A 23,769-nucleotide genomic window follows, 5' to 3' on the forward strand; every position below is an offset into this window, starting at 1 on the left:
CCCTCAGGCGGAGAGGGTGGCCGCCAGCGCCGGGGCCAGGCCCTGGACCACGCCCTCCGGGGTCAGGGCGACCACCGCGGGAAGCCGCAGGAGGTAGCGGGTCAGGGCCAGGCCCAGAAGCTGCGCGGCGACCAGGCCCGCCGCCCGCGCGGCCCGCTCCGGGCCGACGGCCGCCGCCAGCGCCGGGGCGACCTGCGCCGCGAAGGCCTCCCGCATCCGGGCCGCGGCCTGCTCGTTCGTCACCGCCGAGCGCAACAGCACCAGCAGGGCGTCGTCGGCGGGGTCGCCCTCCCACCGCTCCACGAAGTGGCGCACGAGGGCGGCCGGGAGTTCCCCGGCGGGCACGGCGCCCAGGTCGGGCAGGCGCAGGTCCACCGCGAGGGCGGCGTCGAAGAGCTGCTCCTTGCTGCCGAAATAGCGCATGACCATCGACGGGTCGATCTCCGCGTCCGCCGCGACGGCGCGGATGGTGGTGCGCTCGTAGCCCTGCGCGGCGAAGCGCTCCCGGGCCGCGCGCAGGATCGCCGTCTTGGTCAGGTCCGAGGTGCGTCGCGACGTCATGCCAACAAGCGTAGGCCAACAAGTGTTGACATGCCAGAGAGGCAGGCGCACCCTGATACCAACAGTTGTTGGCCAACAAACGTTGGCATTCCGGAGGAGGCCCGCATGACCAACACCGCCGCACTCCCGGCCCGTACGGACGTGGCCATCGTCGGCGCCGGCCCCACCGGCCTCGCCCTCGCCGTGACCCTGGCCGCCGCCGGCGTCGACTTCGTTCTCCTCGACCGGCAGGCCGAGGGTGCCAACACCTCCCGCGCCGCCGTCGTGCACGCCCGCACCCTGGAGGTCCTCGACGAGCTCGACCCGAGCGGTACCCTCTCCGGCGACCTCATCGGCCGCGGCGTCCGCGTCTCCCGGTTCCGCATCCGCGACGGCGCCCGCCCGCTCGCCGCGATCGACTTCGGCGGCTTGCCCACGGCTCACCCCTACGCGCTGATGGTCCCCCAGTACGAGACCGAGGCCGTGCTCCTGGAGCGCCTGCGGGCCCTCGGCGGCGACGTCCACCGCCCCTGTGAGGTCACCACCGTCACCCAGGACGCGGACGGGGTCACCCTCACCACCGCCACCGGCGAAACCCTGCGCGCGGCCCACGCCGTCGGCGCCGACGGGATGCACAGCGTGGTCCGCGGGGCCGCCGGCATCGGCTTCACCGGCAGCGCGTACGAGGAGTCCTTCGTCCTCGCCGACGTGGCCATGGGCTGGGCCCCGGGCCCGGACGAGGTCACGCTCGCCTTCAGCACCGACGGACCCACCGTGATCGCCCCGCTGCCCGGAGGGCACTACCGGATCGTGGCCGCCGTCGCCGGGGCCCCCGCCGAGCCGGACCTCGCCTTCATCCGGGCCCTGATGGACGAGCGCGTCCCCGGCCGGGCCGCCGTCCGCGAACTCGTCTGGTCCTCCCGCTTCCGGATCCATCACAGGGTCGCCGACCGGTACCGTGCCGGACGGCTGCTGCTCGCCGGGGACGCGGCCCATGTGCACAGCCCGGCCGGCGGTCAGGGCATGAACACCGGCATCCAGGACGGCTACGCCCTCGGCCGCGCCCTGGCCACCGGGGACCTCGACGGCTACGAGGCCCGGCGGCGCCCCGTCGCCCGGCGCGTGGTGGCCCTCACGCACCGGATGACCCGGGCCGCGACCACCCGGAACCCGGTCCTGCGCGCCGCGCGCAACGCCCTGCTGCCGCTGCTCGCCCGCATCCCGGCGCTGCGCGACCGCCTCGCCGCCGAGCTGGCGGAGCTCAACTACCGCTGAGGCTCACTCCACGAAGAGGCCGCGGGCCGCGGCCCGCGCGTCGAAGGCCTCCAGACGGGCCTGGGCGTCCGGCAGGGCGTCCGCCATCGACTCCAGCAGCACCCGGCCCAGCAGCATCGGCGCACAGGCCGTGTCGAAGGCCAGCCCGGTGCCGACCTGTGCCGGGATCAGCAGGTCCGAGTGGCGGGCCACGGGGGCGAAGGCCGAGTCGGCGACCGTGACCACGGTCAGGCCGGCCCGCCGCGAGCGTTCCAGCGTGTCCACGACCTCCCGGGGGTGGCGGGGCAGCGCGAAGCAGAGCAGCGCCGTGGCCCCCTCGTAGCGCGCCGCGTCGATGCGGTCCTCCATCATCGAGCCGCCCTCGTCGAGGAGCCGGACGTCCGGGTGGATCTTCGACGCGAAGTACGCGAACCCGCGCGCCTGCGAGGAGGCCGCCCGCAGCCCGAGCACCAGCAGCGGGGTCGAGGCGGCGAGCAGCCGCCCCGCCTCCTGGACCGGCGTGGGATCGGCGAGCATCGCCGCCAGCTGCCGCAGGTTCTCGATCTCGCCCAGGACGGCCTGCTGGTACTCGTTGTACGAGTCGTCGTGCGCGGCCGCGGGCCGCTCGGCGGGGGCCACCTCGCGCAGGTGGCGGCGGAGCGCGGGATATCCGTCGAAGCCCAGCGCCACGGCGAACCGGGTCACCGAGGGCTGGCTCACCCCGGCCAGTTCGGCGAGCTCGACGCTCGACAGGAAGGGCACCTCCGCCGCCCCCCGCACCATGCAGTGCGCGATCCGCCGCTGGGTCGGCGTCAGCCGGTGTCCCTCGAACAGCTTCTGCAGCCGCGCGGCCGGGCTGTCACTCATCCCGTCCCCTCCGTCCCGGTGAGATATTCAGTCACGGAGCACTCTGCATGCGGTTATGCAGCGGGGCAAGCCGTGCCCGCGATCCGGATACGGGGGCTAGCCCCAGTGCCGGGGCCCACCGGGGTTCCTACGGTGGGGGCATGGACGCGCACGCCCAAGAGCTGAAGAAGGAATTCGACGCGACGATGGACGCCCGGCGCGAGCTGGGTCCGGAGTACGAGGCCGCGCTCGTGGACTCGTTCGTCGAGAAGGTCGACACGCAGGTACGGCGCCGGCTCGCGGAGGAACGCCTGTCCGCGGCCCGCGGTGACGGCCGGGCGCCGTCCGCCGCCCCGGGGGACGGGAACTTCGGCGAACGCTTCGGCTTCGCGATCATCACCCTCGTCCTGGCGATCCCGCTGTCGGCGATCGCCGTCACGCAGGCGCGGCTGCCGGGGCTGATCGTCGCCTGGGCGGGGATCGCGGGCGTGAACTTCATCCACGCCCATCGCCTCCGGCGCGGTACGCAGGAACCCCGGGACTGACCGGCCGCCGGGCGGGCGCGGGTCCGCTGCGGGGGCTCCGCCCCCGAACCCCCTCGCCCCAATCGCCGGCGGGGCTCGGGTGGAAACGGAACGCGCGGGGACCGCCGCACCCTCGGTCGCCCGAGGGGCGGGACGACGGCGGTCCCCGCGAAGGACACGGCCGGGTCAGGGCCGTCCGCGTCCGTGGCGTACGCGCGGTCCGGGAGCCGCTCCGGAGGTACGCACACGCCGTTCCGTGGTGCCGGCCGGGTTCCGGTCTCCCGGGCTTCCCTGCCGACGAACACCACTGTGCCCGAGCCGTGTTAAGCGGGTGCTGCCGTCACGTGTCATGCCCGTACCGTTTGCGCGAAGGCCGCGCCACGGGCCGGGCGGTGCCCGGGGCGGGATGCGGGACGTGGGCCCGCGCCCCGCTCCCGGGCGCGCCGCGGGCTACTTCCCGGACTTGGCCAGGAAGGCCAGCAGGTCCTGACGGCTCACCACACCGGTGGGCTTGCCCTCGACCAGCACGATCGCCGCGTCCGCCTCGCCGAGCACCGCCATCAGCTCGGACACCGGCTCGCCGGAGCCGACCTGCGGCAGCGGGGAGCTCATGTGCTTCTCCAGCGGGTCGGTCAGGGAGGCCCGCTGGGCGAACAGCGCCGCCAGGAGCTCCTTCTCGACCACGGAGCCGATGACCTCGGCGGCCATCACGTCCGGGTGACCGGCGCCCGGCTTGACGATCGGCATCTGCGAGACGCCGTACTCGCGCAGGACCTCGATGGCCTCGCCGACGGTCTCCTCGGGGTGCATGTGGACGAGGGAGGGGATGCCGCCCTCCTTGTCGTTCAGCACGTCGCCGATGCGCGCGGCGGGGCCGGCCTCCTCCAGGAAGCCGTGTCCCGCCATCCACTCGTCGCTGAAGATCTTGCTGAGGTAGCCGCGGCCGCTGTCCGGCAGCAGGACGACGACGACGTCGTCCGGGCCGAGGCCCTCGGCGGCCTTGAGCGCGGCCACGACGGCCATGCCGCAGGAGCCGCCGACGAGCAGGCCCTCCTCCTTGGCGAGGCGGCGGGTCATCTGGAAGGAGTCCTTGTCGGACACCGCGATGATCTCGTCGGTGACGTTCGGGTCGTAGGCGGTCGGCCAGAAGTCCTCGCCGACGCCCTCGACGAGGTACGGACGGCCGGAGCCGCCGGAGTAGACCGAGCCCTCGGGGTCGGCGCCGATGACCTTGACTTTCCCGCCGCTGACCTCCTTGAGGTAGTTGCCGGTACCGGAGATCGTGCCGCCCGTGCCGACGCCCGCGACGAAGTGGGTGATCTTCCCGTCCGTCTGGTCCCACAGCTCGGGGCCGGTGGTCTCGTAGTGCGACCGGGGGTTGTTCGGGTTGCTGTACTGGTCGGGCTTCCAAGCGCCGGGCTCGCGCGCGAGGCGGTCGGACACGTTGTAGTACGAGTCCGGGTGCTCGGGGTCGACGGCGGTCGGGCAGACCACGACCTCGGCGCCGTACGCGCGCATCACGTTGATCTTGTCCATGGACACCTTGTCAGGGCAGACGAAGATGCACTTGTAGCCCTTCTGCTGGGCCACGATGGCGAGTCCTACACCCGTGTTGCCGCTGGTCGGCTCCACGATGGTGCCGCCGGGCTTGAGGGCTCCGCTCTGCTCGGCGGCCTCGATCATCCGTACGGCGATCCGGTCCTTCACGGATCCACCGGGATTGAAGTACTCGACCTTCGCAAGGACGGTGGCCTGCAGGCCTTCGGTCACACGGTTGAGCTTCACCAGCGGGGTGTTGCCGACGAGGCTGATCATCGAGTCGTGGAATTGCACCATGTTCTCCAAGGAGGGGACTCCACGGGTTCTCCGGGAGGTCCGGCCAGAGTATGCGGAAAGGGATTGGCCGACCGTCCGTACGGGGCAGGTAGGGGTCAATGAGACGCGAGGAGGTGGCCTGAAGGATGTCCAGGGCGAGAACAGCCCGCCGGATCGCGGCGGGGGCAGCGTACGGCGGAGGCGGACTCGGACTGGTCGGGGCCGCCGCGGTCGGGCTGGTGGTGGCCGAGATGCAGTTCGCCCGGCGGGCGGTGGGCTCGGGGCTGCCGGAGCCACCGCGTGCCGACGGGCTGTACGGGAGCGAATTCGGCGGGCCGGAGCAGAGCCCGGGCCCGCTGCGCCTGGGCATGCTGGGTGATTCCACGGCCGCGGGACTGGGCGTGCGGCGGGCCCGGCAGACTCCGGCGGCCCTGATGGCCTCCGGGCTGGCGGCGGTGGCCGAGCGACCCGTGGAGCTGCGCAACGTAGCCCTTTCGGGGGCCATGTCGGACGACCTGGACCGGCAGGTCGGCCTGCTGCTGGACGGCCCCTCGCCGCCCCCGGACGTCTGCGTGATCATGATCGGCGCGAACGACGTGACCCGCCGGATGCCGCCGACCCAGTCGGTGCGGCTGCTCACCTCGGCCGTGCGCAGGCTGCGCATGGCGGGCTCCGAGGTCGTCGTGGGCACCTGCCCGGACCTGGGCACGATCGAGCCGGTCTACCAGCCGCTGCGCTGGCTGGCGCGCCGGGTCTCGCGGCAGCTGGCCGCCGCGCAGACCATAGGAGTGGTCGCGCTGGGCGCCCGTACGGTCTCCATGGGGGACCTGCTGGGCCCGGAGTTCGCCGCGAACCCGCGCGAGATGTTCGGCCCGGACTCCTACCATCCGTCGGCCGAGGGGTACGCGACCGCCGCCATGGCCGTGCTGCCGACCCTGTGCGCGACACTGGGCCTGTGGCCGGAGTCGGACCGGCTGGACGTGTCCCGCGACGAGGACATGCTGCCGGTGGCGAAGGCCGCGTCGGCCGCGGCGGGCCAGGCGGGTACGGAGGTCACGGCCGCCCGTGGCCCCTGGGTCCTGCTCAAGCACCGCCGTCGGCGGCGGGTGCCGGCCACGGACCCGGCCCAGCCGGTGGTGCCCTGACCACCGTCCGGGCGGTGCGCCGGGGGCGAGTGCGGCCCGTGTCACACGCCCCGGCCGGTGACCTGGACCGTACGGGGCGGTAACTTCGCTTGCGGTCCCGCTCAGAGCCGCAACACACCTTGGAGTCCCGATGCCCGAAGCCGTCATCGTTTCCACCGCCCGCTCCCCGATCGGGCGTGCCTTCAAGGGGTCCCTCAAGGACGTGCGGCCGGACGACCTGACCGCGACGATCATCCAGGCCGCCCTGGCCAAGGTCCCCGGCCTGGACCCGCGCGAGATCGACGACCTGATGCTGGGCTGCGGCCTGCCCGGCGGCGAGCAGGGCAACAACCTGGCCCGCATCGTGGCCGTGCAGATGGGCATGGACTTCCTGCCCGGCACCACGATCACCCGTTACTGCTCCTCCTCGCTGCAGACCTCCCGGATGGCCCTGCACGCCATCAAGGCGGGCGAGGGCGACGTCTTCATCTCGGCCGGCGTCGAGATGGTGTCGCGGTTCGCCAAGGGCAACTCGGACTCGTGGCCCGACACCCACAACCCGCTCTTCGCCGACGCCGAGGCCCGTACGAAGGCCGTGGCCGAGTCGACCGGCTCCAGCTGGCACGACCCGCGCGAGGACGGCCTGGTCCCGGACGCGTACATCGCGATGGGCCAGACCGCCGAGAACCTGGCCCGCATCAAGGGCGTGACCCGTCAGGACATGGACGAGTTCGGCGTCCGCTCGCAGAACCTCGCGGAAGAGGCCATCAAGAACGGCTTCTGGGCCCGCGAGATCACCCCGGTCACCACCCCCGACGGCACGGTCGTCTCCGGTGACGACGGCCCGCGCGCCGGCGTGACCCTGGAGGGCGTGCAGGGCCTCAAGCCCGTCTTCCGCCCCGACGGCCTGGTCACGGCCGCCAACTGCTGCCCGCTGAACGACGGTGCCGCGGCGCTGGTCATCATGAGCGACACCAAGGCCCGCGAGCTGGGTCTGACCCCGCTGGCCCGGATCGTCTCCACCGGTGTCACCGGCCTCTCCCCCGAGATCATGGGCCTCGGCCCGGTCGAGGCGTCGAAGCAGGCCCTGAAGCGGGCCGGCCTCACGGTCGGCGACATCGACCTCTTCGAGATCAACGAGGCCTTCGCGGCCCAGGTCATCCCGTCGTACCGGGACCTGGAGATCCCGCTCGACAAGCTGAACGTCAACGGCGGAGCCATCGCCGTCGGTCACCCCTTCGGGATGACCGGTGCGCGCATCACCGGCACCCTGATCAACAGCCTGCAGTTCCACGACAAGCAGTTCGGTCTCGAGACCATGTGCGTGGGCGGCGGCCAGGGCATGGCCATGGTCATCGAGCGCCTGAGCTGAGCCGTAGCGGAGGGTAGGGGCTGCCCCGACCCTGTCGACGTGCGGCTCCGCCGCGTGGCGAGGGGCGGCACCTGCCCGCAGCGGTGGCGAAGATCAGCGCGACCAGCAAGACCGAGCGCCTGAGCCAATTCGATCAAGAGCTCGACCCAGACGCCGCAAGGGATCCGGCCGGCCCCCTTGCGGCGTACTGACACCGGATCTAACCCGGTCGCGGCCGACCTGTGACCAAATTTCCCCCAGGATGTGACCTATCTCCTGGGGGATCGGTGTTTACGCAGGTCAAGGCTGGTACGGATGCGGCCTGTGTGACCAAAGCCCTGTCCATTTCGTGACGTAATGCACTGCACGCCATTCCCAGGTCGGGACACTCTGATGTAGGAAGTCGGGGGATCGAATCACCTCAGGAGTTAGTCAGTGAGCGCCATGTCTCTTGCCCTGCTGCTGACCACGGCCGCTGCCACGGCCGTGGGCGCTGCTGCGCTGCACGCCGTCCACGGTCTGCGTAAGCAGGTCGCCGCCCTGCGCACCGAGCTGGCGGTGCCGGTCCACCCCCGCGGTGCGACCGTCCCGCACGCCCGCAGCGCCGTGGAGTCCCCCGCCGCGGAGATACGAGCCGCTGTGGCCGAGGCCCTCGCCGAGGAGCGCGAGCGCGAGCTCGCCGAGGCGCGCGCCTTCTGGGCCGCGCAGGAGGCCCGTGACGCCGCGGACGCCCCCTCGCTGCTGGGCGGTCTGCCCGGGCTCGGCGAGGACAGCCCGGTCTTCCTGCCCCGGCAGGCCGACCTGGTGGGGCTGGAGCCCGTGCTCGGCGAGGAGATCCTCGACGAGCTTCCCGGGTATCCCGAGGATTCGGCCGAGCTGGCCGCCGCTCGCCGGCGCCACCCCTCGCACCCCGACTTCGTACCGGTCCAGGCCTCGCACCCCGGCGCCGATCACGAGCGCACCGTGAACCGCCTGGAGGAGCTCGCCGAGGCCCGTACGGCCCTCGCGGACGTCCGCCCGGGCCCGCTCGGCACGCTCGACGTGTACGTCTTCACCGACGGCACGACGCTGTGCATGACCCCGGGGCACCGGGAGACCGCGGAACGCCTCGCCGAGGCCCTGCGCTCGGGCACCGCGCCGGTCCTGCTGGGCGGCTCGGGCATTTCCGGCGCCTACGCGCTGACCTTCTCCTGCGGTGACGCCGAGGACCCCGACAGCAACGTCTACATCCTCGCGGACCGCGTCATCGCATCGCTCTGATCTCCGCCTGCTCCACCAGCCGCACGGCCTCGTCCAGCACCTCGGACGGGGCCTTCGCGCCGTCCGGGGCCGGGGCCGCGCCGCGCAGTGCCTCGGCGAGGTCCAGCCCGGTCACCGCCACCTGGTCGCCGACCACGAAGAGGCCGGCGTCCGGCACCTCCTTCGGCTCCTGCCCGGGCGTCTCGATCCGCTGGGCCCGTACGGAGAGTTCGCGGGCCAGGTCCAGGGCGGCGGCGGCGGCGCCCTGCTGCAGACGGCTCTGCGGCGCGGCCCGCAGCCGGTCGGCGAAACGTTCCACGACGGCGGTCAGGGGCGAAGTATCAAGCACCCGGCCGACCTTACGCGCCGTCCGGGCACCATTGCCAACGGGCGAACTCTCCGGCACGGTGGCGTGAAGAGAACAGCACGGCGATACCTCCGGAGGCGCCCATGTCCGTAGAGTTCTCCGAGCAGACACACCGCAACATGATCGACAGAATCCCCCAGACCACCGGTCGTGAAGTCTCCGACTGGCTCCGCACCGTGGACGACGGCCCCTCACTCGTCCGGTTCGAGGAGAAGGTCAGCTGGCTCCGCGGGGCGCACGAGCTGTCGTACGGCCAGGCCAAGGCGATCATCCACGAGTACGACCTGCGCAGAGCCGCACGCCGGTTCGGCTGAGCCCCCCTCCCCCGATACCCCGACCGTTCCCGCACCCTGGATGCGGGAAGGCCCCGCGAGCGGTGTGCTCGCGGGGCCTTCCCCATGCGCTGTGCAGGCCGGTGGCCGGCCTGCGGGTCCTGCTAGTCGTCGCCCGAGAGGATCGCGAAGATGCGCAGCATCTCGACGTAGATCCAGACCAGGGTCATGGTGAGGGCGAAGGCCGCCAGCCAGGCCTCCTCGCGCGGGGCACCGTAGGCGATGCCGTCCTCGACCTGCTTGAAGTCGAGGGCGAGGAAGCAGGCGCCGAGGATGACGCCGATGGCACCGAACAGCAGGCCGAGGCCGCCGCTGCGGAAGCCGAGGCCGTCACCGCCGCCGATGAACGCGAACAGCGTGTTCACGAGCATCAGCAGGATGAAGCCCAGCGTCGCCGCCATCACGAAGCCGTAGAAGCGGCGGGTGACGCGGATCCAGCGCATCTTGTACGCGAAGAGCACGGCGGCGAAGACGCACATCGTGCCCATCACGGCCTGCATGACCACGCCGGGGCCGATGTAGGTGCTGACGGCCGCGCTGATGACGCCGAGGAAGACGCCCTCGAACGCCGCGTACGCCAGGATCAGGCCCGGGGAGGGCTTGCGCTTGAACGACTGGATGATCACGAGGACGAACGCGACGAGCGCGGCACCGATACCGATGCCGTAGGACACGCCGAGGTTGTCCGGGTCGACCGGCAGCGCCACCCAGGCGAGGGTCGCCGTCACGATGAGCGTGCCGAGCGTCATGGCCGTACGGCTCACGACGTCGTCCATGGTCATCACGTTGGCGCGGGCCGGGGCCTGCGGCATGCCGGTGGTCGGGTCGGCGGCGTACGGGTTGGTCGCGTACGGGTTGGTCCCGGCCTGCTGCGGCTGCGCGTCAAAGCCCGCGTAGCCACCGTTGTCGCGGCTGAACCCCCGTCGCGAGAAGACCGGGTTACTGCTCCTCATCTCACTCCTCCATGGCCACCGAGCGCGGCCTTGCAACAAGAGTAATGCGCTCGCAAAAAAAGCACCCTACTGCTGGAGGAGGATCTTAGGAGAGGCCACGACCGAGCGCTGTCAATAAAGGGACCGATGCGCGGTGTCGGTCATCCGTCGGCGGCTGCCGGTCCGCTGTCGGTGGCTTGTCGGCGAGGCTCGGCAATGTTCCAGGGACGGCCGACCGGAACTCACCGGGCGGCCCCGATCCCCAGGAGCCACCATGCACATGCCAGTCACGATCATCGGCGCCGGACTCGGCGGGCTCACTCTGGCCCGCGTCCTGCAAGTCCACGGCATCCCGGTCACGGTCTACGAGGCGGAGTCCTCCCCGACGGTGCGCTCGCAGGGCGGGCTGCTCGACATCCACGACTACAACGGGCAGCTCGCACTCGAGGCGGCCGGCCTGATGGACGAGTTCCACGCCATCGTCCTGGAGGGCCGCCAGGCGATGCGGGTCCTCGACCCGGACGGGACCGTCCTGTTCGACAAGGCCGACGACGGCTCGGGCGGACGCCCCGAGGTGCAGCGCGGCGAATTACGACAGATCCTGCTCGACTCGCTCCCGGCCGGCACCGTCCGGTGGGGGCACAAGGTCGGCAGCACCCGCGCCCTCGGCTCCGGCCGCCACGAGGTGGCGTTCGCCGACGGCGGCACCGTCGTCACCAGCCTGCTGGTCGGCGCGGACGGCGCCTGGTCACGGGTACGGCCGCTGCTCTCCAACGCCATACCCGAGTACTCCGGCACGTCCTTCGTCGAGACCTACCTGTTCCACGCCGACACCCGCCACCCGGCCGCCGCGAAAACGGTCGGCGGCGGGATGCTGATGGCGCCCTCGCCGGGCAGGGAGATCTTCGCCCACCGGGAGAGCGGCGACACCCTGCACACCTACGTGGCGCTGACCAGGCCGCAGGACTGGTTCGCCGCCATCGACTTCGCCGATGCCGCCGCGGCCACCGCGCGGATCGCGCGCGAGTTCGAGGGCTGGGCACCGGAACTCACCGCCCTGATCACCGACGGCGACACGGCGCCGGTCCTGCGCCCCCAGTACGCCCTGCCGACCGGTCACCGGTGGGACCGGGTGCCGGGGGTCACCCTGCTCGGCGACGCCGCCCACCTCACGCCCCCGAACGGCGAAGGCGCCAACCTGGCCATGTACGACGGCGCCGAACTCGGCAAGGCGCTCGCCGCGCACCCCGACGACGTCGAGGCCGCGCTCGGCGAGTACGAGCAGGCCATGTTCCCCCGCAGCGCCGAGGTCCCCACTTTCGAGGGTGGAGAGGTTCCGGGGATCGACTCCGAGCAGAACACGGCCCAGGGCCTGATCGACATGATCACCGAGAAGAACCGATGAGCCCGGGCAATTCGTTCTCGTGCACAAGGCCATGCGGGTGGGTGGTCTGGGAAGACTTGCAGGCCGGACACCGTGCCATTGATGGTGCCCGGAGCCGGACTTGAACCGGCACGGCCCGAAGGCCAGCGAGGTTTAAGCTCGCCGTGTCTGCATTCCACCATCCGGGCAAGGCGTGGCGGCCCCCGTGAAAAAGCCTTGAACGCTGAGCCGAGCCTATCCGGATCGCTCCCCCTGCCAACCTGCGAACTTTCCGATGTTGTCTGATTTTATTGGCGCTTGAGGGTTCGTCAGACCCGAGAATGCGCGGTCGGCCCGTTCCGGACGTCGATCATCACCTGTACGGGAATGACGGGATTTCGATGGCCCACGCCACCCCCCGCGCCACCCTCCCCGCCACCCCGGACCATCCCCTGCGGATCAGGTCCCTGTCATACCAGAGGAGGACACGCGCCCGCCCGCCGTCAGACTCCAGTGGGCCGAAGAACAGGCACGGCGGCTGATCCGGTGCGGGGGGACCCCCGGCGAGGATGGAGGTGTCCCCGCACCGCAGATCGAGGAGCCGTCCCGTGACCACCATGAACTACGCCCCGCACACCGCCCAGGCCGTGGCCGCCCGCGCCACCGGCCTCTCCAAGGTGTACGGCCAGGGCGAGACCCAGGTGGTCGCCCTGGACAACGTCTCCGTGGACTTCGGCCAGGGGCATTTCACCGCGATCATGGGCCCCTCGGGCTCCGGCAAGTCCACCCTGATGCACTGCGTCGCCGGCCTGGACACCTTCTCCGCGGGCTCCGTCCGCATCGGCGAGACCGAGCTGGGCTCCCTCAAGGACAAGCAGCTCACGCAGCTGCGCCGGGACAAGATCGGCTTCATCTTCCAGGCGTTCAACCTGCTGCCGACGCTGACGGCCCTGGAGAACATCACGCTCCCCATGGACATCGCCGGCCGCAAGCCCGACAAGCAGTGGCTGGACACCGTGGTGGACATGGTCGGCCTCTCCGGCCGCCTCGGCCACCGGCCCACCCAGCTCTCCGGCGGCCAGCAGCAGCGCGTGGCCGTGGCCCGCGCCCTGGCCTCCCGCCCCGAGATCATCTTCGGTGACGAGCCGACCGGAAACCTGGACTCCCGCTCCGGCGCCGAGGTGCTCGGCTTCCTGCGCAACTCCGTCCGCGAGCTCGGCCAGACCGTCGTGATGGTCACCCACGACCCGGTCGCCGCCTCCTACGCGGACCGCGTCATCTTCCTCGCCGACGGCCGGATCGTCGACGAGATGCTCAGCCCCACCGCCGACGGCGTGCTGGACCGCATGAAGGCCTTCGACGCCAAGGGCCGCACCAGCTGATCCCGGTCCCGCCCCGGCCCTTCTTCCAAGACTTCCAGCCCCAGGACTGAGATCTCCCATGTTCCGTACCGCCCTGCGCAACGTCCTCGCGCACAAGGCCCGGCTGCTGATGACGGTGCTCGCCGTCACCCTCGGCGTCGCCTTCGTATCCGGCACCCTCGTCTTCACCGACACCCTCAAGAAGTCCCTCTCCGGCCAGTCCGCCAAGAGCTACGAGGGCATTGCCGTCTCGGTCACCTCGTACGGCCAGGGCCGCAACGAGCAGGGCGAGAAGGAGGGCGAGCCCGGCCTCGGCCAGCAGACCCTCGACAAGATCAAGGCGCTGCCGGGCGTCGACACCGTCTCCGGCCGCGTCTCGGGCTTCGCCGGCGTCGGTGACGAGAACGGCAAGCTGATCGGCTCCGGCTGGTCCAACCAGGGCGCCAACTACACGCCCGTCAAGGACGGCAAGGACCCGCGCTACGCCTTCGCCCAGGGCGCCGGCCCGGCCAAGGCCGACGAGGTCGCCCTCGACAAGGCCACCGCCGACAAGGGCAACTACAAGGTCGGCGACAAGGTCCGCGTCGCCACCAACGGCCCGGTCAAGGAGTACTCCCTCGCCGGCGTCTTCACCACCGAGGACGGCGCCGTCCAGGCCGGCGGCAGCCTGGTCCTCTTCGAGACCAAGGTCGCCCAGGAGCTCTACCTCAAGCCCGGCTACTTCCAGGAGCTGTCGGTCGCCGCGAAGAACGGCACCTCCGCCGACAAGCTGCTCGCCGACATCAAGCCGCTGCTCGACAAGAACGCCAAGGCGCAGACCGGCGCGGCGCTCGCCGCCGAGCAGGCCAAGCAGATCGAGAAGGGCCTCAGCAACCTCAGCACGATGCTGCTCGTCTTCGCCGGCATCTCGCTCTTCGTCGGCATCTTCCTGATCTACAACACCTTCACCATGCTGGTCACCCAGCGCACCAAGGAGCTGGCCCTGCTGCGCGCCGTCGGCGCCAACCGCGGTCAGGTCATGCGCTCCGTGCTCACCGAGGCCCTCGTCGTCGGCTTCCTGTCGGCCGCCGTCGGCCTGGTCAGCGGCATCGGCCTGGCGATCGGGATCCGCTCCGTCATCGGCTCCCTCGGCGCCAAGCTGCCGGGCGGCGCACTCGTGATCGCCCCCGGCACCGTCACCGCCGCCCTCGTCATCGGCGTCGTAGTCACCACCGTCGCCGCCCTGCTGCCGGCCTGGCGCACCGGCCGGATCGCACCCGTAGCCGCCATGGGCAGCGCCCACCTGCCGGCCACCTCGAAGTCCCTGCTCGTACGCAACATCCTCGGCTCGATCATCAGCCTCGGTGGCATCGGCCTGGTCTTCCTGGGCGTGTCCACGGGCGGCAACTCGGGCCGCATGACCATGGGCGCCGGCGCCTTCTTCATGCTGATCGGCATGATCGTGCTGCTGCCGCTGCTCTCCAAGCCGGTCATCGGCGCCGTCCGCCCGCTGCTGCAGAAGCTGTTCGGGATCCCCGGCAAGCTGGCCTCCCAGAACGCCGTCCGCAACCCGCGCCGCACCGCCGTCACCGCCGCCTCCCTGGCGATCGGCCTGACCCTGGTCACCACCCTGTCGGTGCTCGGCATCACCGTCGGCAAGGTCGTCGACCGGATGAGCACCGAGAAGCTCAAGGCCGACTACCGGGTCTCCATGTCCTCCGACGCGGGCAGCCTCGACAAGTCCGTGGCCGAGACCCTGTCCAAGGCCCCCGGCATCAAGGCGGTCTCCCCGCAGACGGCCGGCTACTTCCTGGTCGACGGCGACTTCCGGGCCGCCTCCGGCGTCAACCCGGCCACCATCGGCCAGCTCCTCAACGTCGAGGTCCTCAGCGGCTCGCTCGACAGCCTCGGCAAGGGCGAGGTCGCCGTCGCCGAGAAGACCGCCAAGAAGCAGAAGTTCACGGTCGGCACCCCGATCAAGCTGAAGTACGACGACGGCCAGGAGGCGTCCGTCAAGGTCGGCGCGATCTACAAGGACATGGAGGGCCTGCTCTCCCCCTACGTCATCGACAACAAGATCCTCGCCGAGCACAGCGAGGAGATGTACATCCCCGAGGTGTACGTCAACGTCGACGGCGGGGCCTCCAAGGCCGCCCAGCAGAAGGTCGTCGACGCCCTCGGCAAGAACCCGGCCATCACCGTCGCCACCCAGCAGGACATGCGCAACGAGATGGGCGGCATGATCAACACGATGCTGAACATCATGTACGGCCTGCTCGGCATGGCACTGATCATCTCGGTGCTCGGTGTGGTCAACACCCTGGCCATGTCCGTCTTCGAGCGGACCCAGGAGATCGGCATGCTGCGGGCGATCGGTCTCGACCGGGGCCGGGTCAAGAACATGATCCGCCTGGAGGCCGTGGTGATCTCGCTCTTCGGAGCGGTCCTGGGCGTCGCCATCGGCGTCTTCCTCGCCTGGGCCGTGGGCACCACGATCGCGAAGTCCATGCCGAACTACGAACTGATCCTCCCGTGGGACCGGATCGGCATCTTCCTCCTGCTCGCCGCCGTGGTCGGTGTCCTGGCCGCCATGTGGCCGGCCCGCAGCGCCGCCCGCCTGAACATGCTCACCGCCATCAAGACGGAGTAGCAGCGGCAGGGAGAGCGGAAGGGCCCCGGGGCATGTTGCCCCGGGGCCCTTCCGCGTTCCCGTGGTGCTGGTGCTGGTGGTGCTAGACCGTTTCTGCGTCCCAGGTGCGCAGCCGCAGCGGCAGCCGGGCGTCCCCGGCGGGCGTGGGACGCACCGCCAGCACCTGGTTGACGCCCAGCCGGCCCCGCTCGAAGCCGAGCGCGCAGGCCGCCATGTAGAGCTGCCAGACGCGGGCCCGCCCGGGCGAGGTCAGCCGGACCGCCTCCGCCCAGTGCTCCTCCAGCCGGGCCACCCAGGCCCGCAGGGTCAGCCCGTAGTGCTCGCGCAGCGCCTCCACGTCGCGGACCTCGAAGCCGGCCCGCTCCAGTTCCCCGACGGTGGTGCCGAGCGGGGAGAGCTCCCCGTCGGGGAAGACGTAGGCGTCGATGAACTCGTCGATCCGGTAGTCCTCCTCGTCCGGCTCCGGCGGACGGGCGATCTGGTGGTTCAGCAGCCGCCCGCCGGGGCGCAGCAGGGCGTGCAGGGTGCGGGCGTAGTCCCGGTAGCGGTCGGCCCCGACGTGCTCGGCCATCCCGATGGAGGAAATGGCGTCGTACGGGCCGTCCTTGACGTCCCGGTAGTCCTGGATCCGGATGTCCACCAGATCGGTCAGCCCCTCGTCCGCGACCCGCTTGCGGGCGTACACGGCCTGCTCGCGGGAGAGCGTGACGCCGGTGACCCGGACTCCGTACGCGCGGGCGGCGTGCAGCGCCATGGAGCCCCAGCCGCAGCCGACGTCGAGCAGCCGGTCCCCGGGCCGCAGGGCGAGCTTGCGGCAGACCAGGTCGAGCTTGTCGTGCTGGGCCTGCTCCAGCGTGGAGCCGGGGCTCCAGTAGGCGCAGGAGTACACCATCGAGGGGCCGAGCACCCGTTCGTAGAAGTCGTTGCCGACGTCGTAGTGGTGGCTGACGGCCCGGCGGTCCCGGTTCTTGCTGTGGGGTGTTCCGCCCCGCCGGGCCGCCTCCTCGGCGGGGGGCGCGGGCGGCGGCAGCGGCCCGGCGAGGGCGATCAGCTCGCGTGCGGCGGCCCGCTGGGCGGCGTCGCGCCACCTCGCCCCCGGCAGGTCGCGCAGCGCCGGGAGCCCGGCGCGGCGCGCGATGCCCCCGAGGGCCGCGAGCGGTCCGGGCCCGGCCTGGGCCGTGGACACGGCGGGGCCGACGGGCGGCAGCTCCGGCTCGCGTTCCCACAGCAGGCCCGCCACCCGGTCCAGTAGGTCGAACAGGTTTCCTTCGACCGTGAGTTCGCCCGCCACCCAGGCCCGGGCCAGCCCCAGCTCGCCGGGCCTCCACAGCATCCGGCGCACGGCGCGGCGGTCGTGGATGACGAGCACGGGGCCGTCGGGCGGGCCGGCCTCGCTGCCGTCCCAGGCCCGTACGCGCACCGGCAGCGGGGCACCCAGCAGGGTCTCGGCAACAACGGCGAGCCGCGGCGCGGCGTCGGTCATGGCGCACCTCCACAAAAGCTCCGACCCCTCCGTCTACCCATCCCGGGCCCCGGGTACGCCGAAGGGGCCGCCCGCACCACGGATGGCGGGCGGCCCCTTCGGGGTCGTACAAGTCGTACAGGTGAAGCGGATGGAGCAGGTGAGGCAGGTGAGGCAGGTGGAGCTCAGCTCCTGCCCGTCACACCGGTCAGGCCTTGGCCTTCGCGGCCGGGGCAGCGGCGGCGGCCGGGGCCGGCGCCGGCTTGGCTGCCTCGTAGAACTCCTCGCGGGGGGTCTCCAGCGCACCGAGGGAGACGACCTCGCGCTTGAGGAACATCGCGAGGGTCCAGTCGGCGAAGACGCGGATCTTGCGGTTCCAGGTCGGCATGGCCATGCCGTGGTAGCCACGGTGCATGTACCAGGCCAGCCGGCCCTTGAGCTTGATCTTCGTCTTGCCCATGACGATCATCGCGACGCCCTTGTGGAGGCCGAGACCCGCCACCGCACCCTTGTTGGAGTGCGAGTACTCGGCCTGCGGGAAGCCCCGCATGCCCGAGATGACGTTGTCGCCGAGGACCTTGGCCTGGCGCAGCGCGTGCTGGGCGTTCGGCGGGCACCAGGCGTTCTCGACACCGGCCTTGCGGGCGGCCACGTCCGGGACCTGGGCGTTGTCGCCCGCGGCCCAGATGTAGTCGGTGCCCTGGACCTGGAGGGTCGGGGCGGTGTCGACGTGGCCGCGGGGGCCGAGCGGCAGGCCGTAGCGGGCCAGGGCCGGGTTCGGCTTGACGCCGGCGGTCCACACGATGGTGTTGGAGTCGACCTCGAGGCCGTTCTTCAGCACCACGTGGCCGTCCACGCAGGAGTCCATGGAGGTGCTGAGGTAGATCTCGATGCCGCGGGACTCGAGGTGCTCCTTGCCCCAGGTGCCGAGCTTGGGCCCGACCTCGGGAAGGATCTTGTCGGCCGCGTCGACCAGGATGAAGCGCATGTCCTCGCGCTTGATCGTGGAGTAGTACTTCGCGGCGTCCCGGGCCATGTCCTCGACCTCGCCGATGGTCTCCGCACCGGCGAAGCCGCCGCCGACGAAGACGAAGGTGAGGGCCTTGCGGCGGACGTTCTCGTCCGTCGTGGACTCGGCCTTGTCGAGCTGCTCGAGGACGTGGTTGCGCAGGCCGATGCCCTCTTCGACGCCCTTCATACCGATGCCCTGTTCGGCGAGGCCGGGGATCGGGAAGGTGCGGGAGACGGCGCCGAGCGCGATCACCAGGTAGTCGAAGGGCAGCTCGTACGCCTCGCCGACGAGCGGCGTGACGACGGCGACCTTGCGGTCCTGGTCGATGCTGGTGACCCGGCCGGTGAGAACCTCTGCCTTGGGCAGCACGCGTCGCAGCGGGACGACGACGTGCCGAGGCGAGATGCTGCCTGCGGCCACTTCAGGGAGGAAGGGCTGGTAGGTCATGTACGAGCGCGGGTCGACGACCGTGACGGTCGCCTCGCCGTAGCGCATCTTCTTCATGATGCGCTTGGCTGCGTACAGGCCTACGTACCCACCTCCTACAACGAGGATCCTGGGACGCTCCGTGGTGCTCATGGAACGAGTATCCAGCACCCAATGGGGTGTCGCTCGTGAGCCCCTTCACAAGGACTGAGAGACCCTCTGCTACACTCCGCCGCCCACGTGACCGAGGTCATGGCGCGCGACGGGAACCAGAAGGCGTCCGGAGTCGTTGTTCACCCGTCCTGAACTGGCCTCCAAGGCCGAAAGCGGACTGGACCACAGGGGTTCGTCCATACCTCTGACGCGGATCCCGTCGCCTCCGCCGATCGCACGAACGCACGCGAAAAAGGGCCTGCGGGCCTCCGGAAGGCCCCAAAGGACCCTTCCGTTGACCCAACAGACCCTTTTTCCTTGTGAAGAACTTCACGAACTTGATGTGGATCATGGGCCCGAGAGCCCTTCACAAGCTGCTTCGAAGGTCGTTCAGGCGATGGACCAAGCGATTCCATCGAGGATGTCGTGCTCCGACACGACAACCTCGGAAGCGCCGATGCGCTCCATGATCGCCAGCAGGACGAGCGCCCCCGCGCCGATCACGTCCACCCGGCCCGGATGCATCACGGGGATCGCCGCGCGCTCGGCGTGCGTCTCCGTCAGCATCCGCTCGCTGATCTCCCGCACCTGCTCGTAGGAGATCCGGGAGTGGTGGATGGCCGACGAAAGGTACTCCGGCAGCCCCAGCGCGATCCCGGCGACCGTGGTCACCGAGCCGGCCAGGCCCACCAGCGTGCGCGCCTCGGCCAGCGGGACGCTCTCGCCGGCCAGGTCCAGCGCCGCCTCGATGTCGGCGCGGATCGCGGCGACCTGCTCCGCGGTCGGCGGGTCGGTGACGACCCCGTCCACCACCAGGTGCCGCTCGGTCATCCGGACGCAGCCGATGTCCACGGACCGCGCGGCCCGTACGTGCTCCTCGCCGACCACGAACTCGGTCGAGCCGCCGCCGATGTCCACCACCAGGAACGGCCGCTCCAGGTGCTCGTGGGCCGTCAGCTCCTTGGTCGCGCCGGTGAAGGAGAACTCCGCCTCCTGGTCACCGGAGATCACCTCGGGCTCGACCCCCAGGATGTCCAGGACGCCCCGGACGAAGTCCGCCCGGTTCTCGGCGTCCCGGGAGGCGGAGGTCGCCACGAAGCGCACCCGCTCCGCACCGAACTCCTTGATCACTCCCGCGTACTCGCGGCAGGCGGCGAAGGTGCGCTCCAGCGCCTCCGGGGCCAGGCGCCCGGTCCGGTCCACGCCCTGGCCGAGCCGGACGATGGTCATCCGGCGGTCCAGCTCGACCAGCTCGCCGGTGGCCGGGTCGCAGTCCGCCACCAGCAGCCGGATGGAGTTCGTACCGCAGTCGACGGCGGCGACCCGGGTCACGCCCCCGGCTCCTCGTCGTCCGTCTTCTTCTCGCCGCACGGGACGACGCAGGCACCCTTGGCCCACCACTCCGGCAGCATCGCCAGGGCCTCGTCACCGAACGGGTTCACCCCGGGGCCGGCGGCCAGGGAGTGGCCGACCAGCACGTGCAGGCACTTCACCCGGTCCGGCATGCCGCCGGCGCTCGGGAAGCCCTGGAGCACCTCGATGGCGTCGCGCCGCTGGATGTAGTCCTCGTGGGCGGCCTGGTAGGCGGCGGCCAGGTCCTTGTCCTCGGCGAGCCGGGCCTGCATCTCCTTCATCACGCCGTTGGCCTCCAGCGTGCCGATCGCGGAGGCCGCGCGCGGGCACGTCAGGTAGTACAGCGTCGGGAAGGGGGTGCCGTCGGGGAGCCGCGGGGCGGTCTCCACCACGTCCGGCTGCCCGCAGGGGCAGCGGTGCGCGATGGCGCGCAGCCCGCGCGGCGGGCGGCCGAGCTGCTGCTCGAACGCCTCGATGTCCGCGTCGGTCGGCTCGGTCCGGTCGGTCTGGGGCGGGGGCGTCTGCATGCCTGGAGGAAGTCTCTTCGTTCTCGTGGATGGGTGCTGCGGTACGGCGGTACGGATCACTCGCCGGGGCGGTCGGCCTTGTCGACGCCGTCCCAGACGTTGGAGTACCAGGGGCGGTCGGAGCCGGCGTGGCCGGTCCGGTGCGGCTGCGGGGGCTGGGCCCCGGGGTCGCTCATGATGTAACTGATCTCCCCCGGGCGCAGGAAGTGCAGGTGCTTGCGCGCCTGCTGCTCCGCGTAGGCGTCGTCCTGCCAGCGGGCCTTCTCGTCGCGGAGCCGCTCCAGGCGGTCCCGCGCGGCCGCGGCGGCCCGCTGCTGCTTCGCGATCTCCGAGCGCTGGGAGACGTACTGGCGCATCGGATACGCGAGGGCGACGACCAGCGTACAGAGGACGAGCACCAGGAGCGCGGCGCGGCCGGTGAGCCGGCTGCGGCGGACCTGACGCCGCGACTGCGACCGGTAGACGTGGGCGGCGGTCCGCTCGCCGAGCTGCTTGAGCCTCGTCGCGGTGGAGAAGGTGGAGAACCGATCCCGGTTCCCGGCCATTGGTCCGCCTCCCCTAGGTGCGCACTACGCAATACGTCCCCGCACACGGTACGGGACCGAGTGCGGGGACGTACGGAGGCCAGCCCCTCAGGGGGGTGATTAGCCCTTGAAGCGCGGGAAGGCGCTGCGGCCCGCGTACACCGCGGCGTCGTCGAGGATCTCCTCGATGCGCAGCAGCTGGTTGTACTTGGCGACACGGTCCGAGCGGGCCGGGGCGCCGGTCTTGATCTGACCGCAGTTCACGGCGACGGCGAGGTCGGCGATGGTGACGTCCTCGGTCTCACCGGAGCGGTGGGACATCATGCACTTGAAGCCGTTGCGCTGGGCCATCTCGACGGCGTCCAGGGTCTCGGTCAGCGAACCGATCTGGTTCACCTTCACGAGCAGGGCGTTCGCGGAGCCCTCCTCGATACCGCGGGCCAGACGCTCCGGGTTCGTGACGAACAGGTCGTCACCGACGATCTGGACCTTGGCGCCGAGGCGGTCGGTGATGGTCTTCCAGCCGTCCCAGTCGTCCTCGAACAGCGGGTCCTCGATGGAGACCAGCGGGTACGCCTCGACGAGCTCGGCGTAGTAGTCGGTCATCTCGGCGGCCGAGCGGGACTTGCCCTCGAACTCGTACTGGCCGTCCTTGTAGAACTCGGACGCGGCGACGTCGAGCGCGAGCGCGATGTCCTTGCCCGGGGTGTAGCCGGCCTGCTTGATGGCCTCGATGATGAGGTCGAGCGCGGCGCGGTTGGACTCCAGGTTCGGGGCGAAGCCGCCCTCGTCGCCCAGGCCGGTGGAGAGGCCCTTGGTGTGCAGGACCTTCTTGAGGGTGTGGTAGACCTCGGCACCCCAACGCAGCGCCTCGGAGAAGGACTCCGCGCCGATGGGGGCGATCATGAACTCCTGGATGTCCACGTTGGAGTCGGCGTGCGACCCACCGTTGAGGATGTTCATCATCGGAACGGGCAGCAGGTGCGCGTTCGGACCGCCGAGGTAGCGGAAGAGCGGAAGGTCCGAGGCCTCGGACGCGGCGTGCGCGACGGCCAGGGACACGCCGAGGATGGCGTTGGCGCCGAGCGAGCCCTTGTTGTCGGTGGCGTCCAGGTCGAACATGGCCTGGTCGATCAGACGCTGCTCGGTGGCGTCGTAGCCGACGAGCTCCGGGCCGATCTGCTCGATGACGGCGAGGACGGCCTTCTCGACACCCTTGCCGAAGTAACGGTTGGGGTCACCGTCACGGAGCTCGATGGCCTCGAATGCACCGGTGGAGGCGCCGGACGGAACTGCAGCACGGCCGGTGCTGCCATCGTCGAGGCCCACCTCGACCTCGACCGTGGGGTTGCCTCGGGAGTCCAGGATTTCCCGGGCTACGACGACGTCGATGGACGGCACGAGCATCTCCTTCTGGGATGTGACGCTGAGTGTGCGGTGGCGTGTCAGGCCGTGGGATGGCCTTGCCGCCTAGAGCCTAACCGGCTCCGGGCACTGGGCCGCCCGACCGCCCGGACCCTGGGACGAAAAAGCGACCGAATACCCCTCTTCCGGGACATAGGTCGCTTGATCATCGGCGTTCGGGGGCCGCACGCGGCACCGCCCGGCGCGTGGGGCACGCGCCGGGCGGTGGAAATCCTGCACGGGGTCAGCTGACGCCGCGTAGATGTTTTCGCGGCTTTGCCGCGGTGTTCAGCTGAGCTTCAGCTTCTGGCCCGGGAAGATCAGGTCGGCGTCCGAGACGATGTCCTTGTTCAGCTCGAAGAGCTGCTGCCAGCCGCCCTTGACGCCGTTGGCCTCGGCGATGGTGCCCAGGGTGTCGCCCGGCTTGACCTCGTACGAGCCGTTGCCGGTCTTCGGCGCGACCGGGGCCTCGGCGCGCTCGGAGCGGGTGGTCGGAGCCTCGGTGCGCTTGGTCTCCTGCTTCGGCGCGGCCTTGGTCTCGGTCTTCTTGGTCTCGGGCTTCGGCTGCGGCTTCGACTGCGGCTTGGACTGCGGCTTCGACGACGCCGGGGTCTCGGAGCCGCCACCGGTGTAGGCGGAGTTCGACAGACCCTTGCCGCAGGACGGCCAGGCGCCCTTGCCCTGGCTCTTGAGGACCTTCTCCGCGACGGCTATCTGCTGCGACTTGGAGGCCTGGTTGGCCTGCGCGGCGTACGACTTGCCACCGAACCCGGCCCACGTGGACGGCGAGAACTGCAGACCGCCGTAGTAGCCGTTGCCCGTGTTGATGGACCAGTTGCCACCGGACTCGCACTGCGCGACCTTGTCCCACTCGGACGTGGTGGCGGCGCTGGCGGTGCCCGCGGCCATCAGGGGGGCGGCCACGGCCACACCGGCGACACCGGCGAGCGTGACGATCCGGACAGACCGCTCGATTGCAGTACCGCGACGGTGCTTGCCCTTGCCGGAAAGCAGCATGGAGTTTCTCCTCACCGACGCCTACGAGGTGAGCTGTCGGGTTCGGGCGAGTGAGTTGCCCGGCCGTGCGACCTAGCGCACGTCTTAACCCCAAGCCGGTGGCGTGACCGTCTCTCAACGGCCGCTCCCGGCACCTACCTTGGTTCCCCCGCTCCTGCCTTCGGCGCTTGACGCGACGACTGTTCCCTTCGTCCGCCGGCAGGATTCGGCGATG

The 23,769-nt window shown here is 71.0% G+C and carries 21 protein-coding genes, 1 tRNA gene and 1 riboswitch; of the genes, 9 read left to right on the top strand and 13 right to left on the bottom strand.

The window, feature by feature from the left end:
- Positions 1 to 3 precede the first annotated feature (3 nt).
- Positions 4 to 561 carry a TetR/AcrR family transcriptional regulator gene (locus JYK04_RS18130; protein WP_189735554.1) on the bottom strand — a complete coding sequence of 186 codons (558 nt, stop codon included), beginning with the start codon at positions 559 to 561 and terminating at the stop codon, positions 4 to 6.
- Positions 562 to 666: 105 nt separating this feature from the next.
- Between JYK04_RS18130 and JYK04_RS18135 the strand changes: the two genes are divergently transcribed.
- Positions 667 to 1,815 (top strand): FAD-dependent oxidoreductase, encoded by a 1,149-nt coding sequence (locus tag JYK04_RS18135; RefSeq protein ID WP_189735552.1) that lies wholly within the window; start codon positions 667 to 669, stop codon positions 1,813 to 1,815.
- A 3-nt stretch (positions 1,816 to 1,818) separates the two neighbouring features.
- Here the strand turns inward: JYK04_RS18135 and JYK04_RS18140 are convergent, their stop codons facing one another.
- Entirely contained in the window at positions 1,819 to 2,661 is an 843-nt protein-coding gene (locus tag JYK04_RS18140; protein WP_189735550.1) for a MurR/RpiR family transcriptional regulator, read from the bottom strand.
- Positions 2,662 to 2,801: 140 nt separating this feature from the next.
- Between JYK04_RS18140 and JYK04_RS18145 the strand changes: the two genes are divergently transcribed.
- Complete coding sequence (locus JYK04_RS18145; protein WP_189735547.1) at positions 2,802 to 3,185, top strand: hypothetical protein; 384 nt, start codon at positions 2,802 to 2,804, stop codon at positions 3,183 to 3,185.
- Between the two features lie 429 nt (positions 3,186 to 3,614).
- On the opposite strand, the gene JYK04_RS18150 is transcribed toward JYK04_RS18145, so the two are convergent.
- Positions 3,615 to 4,997 (bottom strand): cystathionine beta-synthase, encoded by a 1,383-nt coding sequence (locus JYK04_RS18150; protein WP_189735724.1) that lies wholly within the window; start codon positions 4,995 to 4,997, stop codon positions 3,615 to 3,617.
- A gap of 128 nt (positions 4,998 to 5,125) precedes the next feature.
- Between JYK04_RS18150 and JYK04_RS18155 the strand changes: the two genes are divergently transcribed.
- The 3 genes from JYK04_RS18155 (at position 5,126) to JYK04_RS18165 (ending at position 8,714) form a co-directional block, all read left to right on the top strand.
- Positions 5,126 to 6,124 carry an SGNH/GDSL hydrolase family protein gene (locus tag JYK04_RS18155; protein WP_189735545.1) on the top strand — a complete coding sequence of 333 codons (999 nt, stop codon included), beginning with the start codon at positions 5,126 to 5,128 and terminating at the stop codon, positions 6,122 to 6,124.
- A gap of 130 nt (positions 6,125 to 6,254) precedes the next feature.
- Positions 6,255 to 7,475 carry an acetyl-CoA C-acetyltransferase gene (locus JYK04_RS18160; RefSeq protein WP_189735543.1) on the top strand — a complete coding sequence of 407 codons (1,221 nt, stop codon included), beginning with the start codon at positions 6,255 to 6,257 and terminating at the stop codon, positions 7,473 to 7,475.
- Between the two features lie 423 nt (positions 7,476 to 7,898).
- Positions 7,899 to 8,714, top strand: coding sequence for a hypothetical protein (locus JYK04_RS18165; protein ID WP_189735722.1), 816 nt, complete (start codon positions 7,899 to 7,901; stop codon positions 8,712 to 8,714).
- On the opposite strand, the gene JYK04_RS18170 is transcribed toward JYK04_RS18165, so the two are convergent.
- Positions 8,698 to 9,042, bottom strand: a complete 345-nt coding sequence (locus JYK04_RS18170; RefSeq protein ID WP_189735542.1) for a hypothetical protein — start codon at positions 9,040 to 9,042, stop codon at positions 8,698 to 8,700. The genes JYK04_RS18165 and JYK04_RS18170 overlap by 17 nt on opposite strands.
- 101 nt (positions 9,043 to 9,143) lie before the next feature.
- On the opposite strand from JYK04_RS18170, the gene JYK04_RS18175 reads away from it, so the two are divergent.
- The gene (locus JYK04_RS18175) at positions 9,144 to 9,374 is read left to right on the top strand and encodes a DUF4287 domain-containing protein (protein ID WP_030010339.1); all 231 of its coding nucleotides are present in this window, start codon (positions 9,144 to 9,146) and stop codon (positions 9,372 to 9,374) included.
- 122 nt (positions 9,375 to 9,496) lie between these two features.
- On the opposite strand, the gene JYK04_RS18180 is transcribed toward JYK04_RS18175, so the two are convergent.
- Positions 9,497 to 10,345: a Bax inhibitor-1/YccA family protein gene (locus tag JYK04_RS18180; protein WP_189735539.1), complete on the bottom strand. Its 849-nt coding sequence runs from the start codon at positions 10,343 to 10,345 to the stop codon at positions 9,497 to 9,499.
- Positions 10,346 to 10,598: 253 nt separating this feature from the next.
- On the opposite strand from JYK04_RS18180, the gene JYK04_RS18185 reads away from it, so the two are divergent.
- Positions 10,599 to 11,729 carry an FAD-dependent oxidoreductase gene (locus tag JYK04_RS18185; protein WP_189735537.1) on the top strand — a complete coding sequence of 377 codons (1,131 nt, stop codon included), beginning with the start codon at positions 10,599 to 10,601 and terminating at the stop codon, positions 11,727 to 11,729.
- Between the two features lie 82 nt (positions 11,730 to 11,811).
- Here the strand turns inward: JYK04_RS18185 and JYK04_RS18190 are convergent.
- Positions 11,812 to 11,896, bottom strand: a tRNA-Leu gene (locus tag JYK04_RS18190).
- 408 nt (positions 11,897 to 12,304) lie between these two features.
- Here JYK04_RS18190 and JYK04_RS18195 point away from each other — a divergent pair.
- Positions 12,305 to 13,069 carry an ABC transporter ATP-binding protein gene (locus JYK04_RS18195; protein WP_189735720.1) on the top strand — a complete coding sequence of 255 codons (765 nt, stop codon included), beginning with the start codon at positions 12,305 to 12,307 and terminating at the stop codon, positions 13,067 to 13,069.
- A gap of 58 nt (positions 13,070 to 13,127) precedes the next feature.
- Entirely contained in the window at positions 13,128 to 15,677 is a 2,550-nt protein-coding gene (locus tag JYK04_RS18200) for an ABC transporter permease (RefSeq protein ID WP_189735535.1), read from the top strand.
- Positions 15,678 to 15,759: 82 nt separating this feature from the next.
- On the opposite strand, the gene JYK04_RS18205 is transcribed toward JYK04_RS18200, so the two are convergent.
- The 7 genes from JYK04_RS18205 to JYK04_RS18235 form a co-directional block, all read right to left on the bottom strand.
- Positions 15,760 to 17,160, bottom strand: a complete 1,401-nt coding sequence (locus JYK04_RS18205; protein ID WP_189735533.1) for an SAM-dependent methyltransferase — start codon at positions 17,158 to 17,160, stop codon at positions 15,760 to 15,762.
- A 187-nt stretch (positions 17,161 to 17,347) separates the two neighbouring features.
- Positions 17,348 to 18,730 (bottom strand): NAD(P)/FAD-dependent oxidoreductase, encoded by a 1,383-nt coding sequence (locus JYK04_RS18210; RefSeq protein WP_030724662.1) that lies wholly within the window; start codon positions 18,728 to 18,730, stop codon positions 17,348 to 17,350.
- Between the two features lie 390 nt (positions 18,731 to 19,120).
- On the bottom strand, positions 19,121 to 20,062 hold the full coding sequence (locus JYK04_RS18215) for a Ppx/GppA phosphatase family protein (RefSeq protein WP_189735531.1): 942 nt from the start codon (positions 20,060 to 20,062) through the stop codon (positions 19,121 to 19,123).
- Positions 20,059 to 20,610 (bottom strand): DUF501 domain-containing protein, encoded by a 552-nt coding sequence (locus tag JYK04_RS18220; protein ID WP_189735529.1) that lies wholly within the window; start codon positions 20,608 to 20,610, stop codon positions 20,059 to 20,061. The genes JYK04_RS18215 and JYK04_RS18220 overlap by 4 nt, the downstream gene beginning before the upstream one ends.
- Before the next feature lie 56 nt (positions 20,611 to 20,666).
- Positions 20,667 to 21,155, bottom strand: a complete 489-nt coding sequence (locus JYK04_RS18225) for an FtsB family cell division protein (RefSeq protein ID WP_189735527.1) — start codon at positions 21,153 to 21,155, stop codon at positions 20,667 to 20,669.
- 99 nt (positions 21,156 to 21,254) lie between these two features.
- Positions 21,255 to 22,535, bottom strand: coding sequence for a phosphopyruvate hydratase (gene eno / locus JYK04_RS18230; protein ID WP_189735525.1), 1,281 nt, complete (start codon positions 22,533 to 22,535; stop codon positions 21,255 to 21,257).
- A gap of 291 nt (positions 22,536 to 22,826) precedes the next feature.
- The gene (locus JYK04_RS18235) at positions 22,827 to 23,555 is read right to left on the bottom strand and encodes a transglycosylase family protein (protein ID WP_189735523.1); all 729 of its coding nucleotides are present in this window, start codon (positions 23,553 to 23,555) and stop codon (positions 22,827 to 22,829) included.
- A 3-nt stretch (positions 23,556 to 23,558) separates the two neighbouring features.
- Positions 23,559 to 23,731: riboswitch (cyclic di-AMP (ydaO/yuaA leader) on the bottom strand.
- Positions 23,732 to 23,769 lie beyond the last annotated feature (38 nt).

Origin of the sequence: Streptomyces nojiriensis (assembly GCF_017639205.1) — a bacterium.
In the GTDB taxonomy this organism is placed as follows: domain Bacteria; phylum Actinomycetota; class Actinomycetes; order Streptomycetales; family Streptomycetaceae; genus Streptomyces; species Streptomyces nojiriensis.